Annotated in this window: 2 protein-coding genes and 1 pseudogene; 2 read left to right on the top strand and 1 reads right to left on the bottom strand. The window is 42.3% G+C overall.

Annotation, left to right across the window (positions count from 1 at the left end; all coding sequences use genetic code 11):
- A pseudogene (locus E1163_RS01770) lies at window positions 1-907 on the bottom strand (hypothetical protein); the annotation flags it as partial.
- A 274-nt stretch (window positions 908-1,181) separates the two neighbouring features.
- Here E1163_RS01770 and E1163_RS01775 point away from each other — a divergent pair.
- Window positions 1,182-3,125, top strand: coding sequence for a hypothetical protein (locus tag E1163_RS01775; RefSeq protein WP_155168851.1), 1,944 nt, complete (start codon window positions 1,182-1,184; stop codon window positions 3,123-3,125).
- A gap of 60 nt (window positions 3,126-3,185) precedes the next feature.
- Window positions 3,186-3,730: hypothetical protein (locus E1163_RS01780; protein ID WP_221417905.1), on the top strand; the 545-nt coding region annotated here is incomplete at its 3' end.

A 3,730-nucleotide genomic window follows, 5' to 3' on the forward strand; every position in this document is an offset into this window, starting at 1 on the left:
TAGTACTCTTGATATGTACATTAAGAATAGGTGCCCCGTTAACCTGGGAACCTGATAGCGCCACGTATACCTCAATATTTTCTCCATCCTCACCATCGTCACCATCACTACCGTCCTGACCACGTCCTCCGGCAGAACCATCACCGCCCGGTCTCTGCCCACCGCCACTTTTTCCATCCTTTCCTGCATTTCCGCGCGCCCCATCGCGTCCGTTTCTGCCGGTCTTTCCTCCATAAAAGGCAACCATTTCATTCTTAAACTCTTGAGGTATGTTGATGTGGTTTTTTATCGTCGGGTTAGCTATTAGGTGAGCTTCGATACCCAAAGTATTGTTCACCATATTGCGGTGGTCTGTTTCGGATAGCGTGACCACCCCATTTTTGAATGATCCTCCCGTTACTTTAAAGTCAAATATATCCCATGTAAAGCTACCAGTCTTATTGGTGATTGTTTCCTCATTATACAATCTGACATTTGCTTGCAAATTATAGCTGGCCGGATCTTTAGATGGCTTGTAATTCAGTTCAAAGCTTGAAATTTCATGAATAGGTATGGTTAGCTCGTCTTTGAAGTCAGGTCGCATAATTACACCCACTTTAACTTTTACACCTTCATTGGGGATTTCACTTCTTTTGTTGGTCACATGAATGAGTCCGTCCTTAAAGGTCCCACCTTCAACTTCCACGGCATAAGCCTCCCAGTCGATTTTGTTGTTGGAAGTGCCTGCAGTAATGGTTTCTTTACCTCTTTTCTGTAAAGCCTTTACCATCAGTGGAATATGAGAACCGACAACATATAAACCGCTATCGGCAGGGTACATGGCTTCAATGGATTCAATCTTTTTTACATTTTGCTTGGTACGTATATCCTGGGCAGTTGATGGTTGGTGCAGCAGGCAATACAGCATACTTAGAAGGAAAAATCGAGGGGCTAATCGATGAAGTAATAGATGGTTTAAACGTAGCATTTTGAAAAATTAAGTTAAAAAAAGCTATAGTAGGCAAAAAAATGAATAGAGCAAAGTGCGGAATACCGAAAAAATATCTTTTCATAAAATATAACTTTTTTATTAAGATTTAATAATTAATCCCTTTATATTGCGCGCTTAAATTTTTTTCAAATCGGCTCTACCATCCCCATTAAGTTAGTGCAGGTATTTTGCAGCGTGTTTATTAATTTTTATGAATAGCCATCAATCTCAACAGCAACAGTCAAATACAACTACACCTGGCATCAAGCCGGATAATCTACAGAGGGACAATTTATCACCCGGCTCGAAAACGCCTAACCTGACAGGCAGGGCAGGATTTGTGCCACGATCCTTGTCAGGCGCTGCGTCTGAGGATGCAGAAACGCTATCTGCGAGTGAAATTCTGCAGATGATGAAGATCGATTATTCTTCCTTCAATAAGTCTATCAATCAGGCAAAATCTGGTGAGGAGGAAGAAGAAACTATGCCAATGGAGGTGGATAGGTCAACAGCCGGCATGAGTGGTGGTAGTGATGAAGGGACACCTTCAACGGTGCAGCCAACAAACCCGACTGATCCTGCAAATAAGAAAGATTGCCCAACTGATGATTGTCCGGATGAGAAAGAAAATGAGGAATTAGATCCGGATATATTAAAGCAACAGCATTTGATGGAGAAGAGTACTACTTCTATGTACTCCAGCGTGGATGATGCCAGAATGAGGCATGAATTGAGAATGACTGGCAAAAAGGATGCATTCAAACCATTGATTAAGGCATTAAACACACAACAAGCCGGGCATATTGAAGCCACTACCACTGAAAAGGCAAAGTCAGCTTCATCAGGGAGTACTATTAACACATTGATGTCAACCTTAATGCAAATGATGTCTCTGTACCTGGGGCCTACAAAAGGATCAAAATTAACCGGTTCCATTAAACTTGAAATACCCGTTGCGACCGGAATAGATATTACCTTGGGCATGGAGGCAGAACAGGAGCGAAAAGATGATAAAGCGCGAATAGCCAATAAACTAAAAGGATCAGCCGGGATAGCTGTTGATGTAAAAATAGGAGAAGGCACGGCTGAGTTCGGCATGTTCCTGGGTGCTGAGAGTGGTAATTTTGATACGTCAGCACAACTACTTTCTTACGGGTTTTATAAATCGGGAAGGGTTGCTGCTGATTTGCTTAATGACTGGAAAGGTGCGGCATCCGGAGGGTTGCCCGCTTCTGTAGCTCTTTATTACGGGCTTACCTACATGTATGCGAATAGTCAGGACCTTGATGACCAAATCAGGGACCATACGGGAGCAGAAGAAAATGTAGCGGAGATGGAGAAGGAGCTTTTTGGGATAAGCAAAGCAGGTATAACAGAGGAAGGAAATCAAAATGAAGTAACCTATGGCGGAGAAGCAAAGCTGGGGCTGGATGTTGGCGATGGATTGGCTACGGCAGGAATAGAAGCGGCACTTTCTACAAAGATCAACCAACAGACCCTAATGAACTCAGGGGTAATGGGGGCACAAAAGGATCCCGGTTTCCTGCGCGATTATGAAGTCGGTGGGGATAATGAATTTTCCCTTAAATTAGCCGGGACTTTTAATACAGGGAAGCTTAGTGGTAGCAGAGAGCTTGTGGCAACGTTCGACAAACCTTCACGAAATAATAGAAAGCAGGATGATAATGGGTGGAAATTTCAAAAGCTTGAACATTCGGTGGCTGTAGGTTTTGAAGGGATGGCTGCTTTGAAGCTTACATCAAGGGAGGTTATTCAGCATATTGTTCAGGAGGCTGTTGGATATTACAATGAGCACAAGAACATTGCAAACATGAAAGATGAAAGTGCAAAACCTAAAGATATGGACAGTCGAAATGCAGCGGATAACTTGAGCAAACGAGTAACGGATGCTATGGCCCAGATCAGTACAGCCGGGGTGATGGATGCTGCAGGGTTCGTAAATAACGATTCTGGGGCTATTAAAACCACCGACAAATTAGAGGCAGGTATAAAAATAACAGCATTGAAAGAAGGGCTGCCTGAATTGGAGTTCCAGGTAAGGCGGGTCACCAATATCACAGCAGATGCCAAGCTTGTTGGAGGTGAAATAGTAGATTTTACCCCAATTTTGACCATGGTTTTCAAAGCAAAGTAACCAATGAAGCAAATAATTTTAATTTTATTGATCTTGGCCCTCAAGGGGTGCACACCAAAAATGAACACAACATTTACAGACGAAGAGAAGCTGGAGTATGCCGGCATGGATTACCTGCGTTCGGGAGTAAAGGAGCCGGAGACGGTATATGACCTGTATGTTAATAACTACCCTTTTCTATACCTTCCGGAAAACCTCCGATTGGCCAACAATGTAATATATTTTTCGATTAGAGACTCCTGGAATGTAGACTGGAACCATGCCAGTACTTTGATCAATCAGTTTCCAAAGCTTAAGAAGCTATATTTAGTTTCCAATAACTTTGAGGTAGTACCTTTTTCAGCCAGTAAGCTGACAGGGCTTGAAGAGCTACTTATCGAAAACAACAGAAACTTGCACATAGAAAGAGCGATGTCAGAAATATCAAAGTTAAAGTCTTTGAAAAAACTGGCGCTTTTTACACTTCCATACTCGCAATTACCTGATGAGGTTCTTAATCTTCAAAACCTTGAAGAAATTTGGATTGGCGCGAATGACAGTCTTGATTATGAACAGCATTTTAAAATTTTGAAAAAGATGAAAAAACTTCAGGCTTTAACAATTGT

It is taken from the genome of Fulvivirga kasyanovii, from assembly GCF_009711405.1.
GTDB classification, from domain to species: domain Bacteria; phylum Bacteroidota; class Bacteroidia; order Cytophagales; family Cyclobacteriaceae; genus Fulvivirga; species Fulvivirga kasyanovii.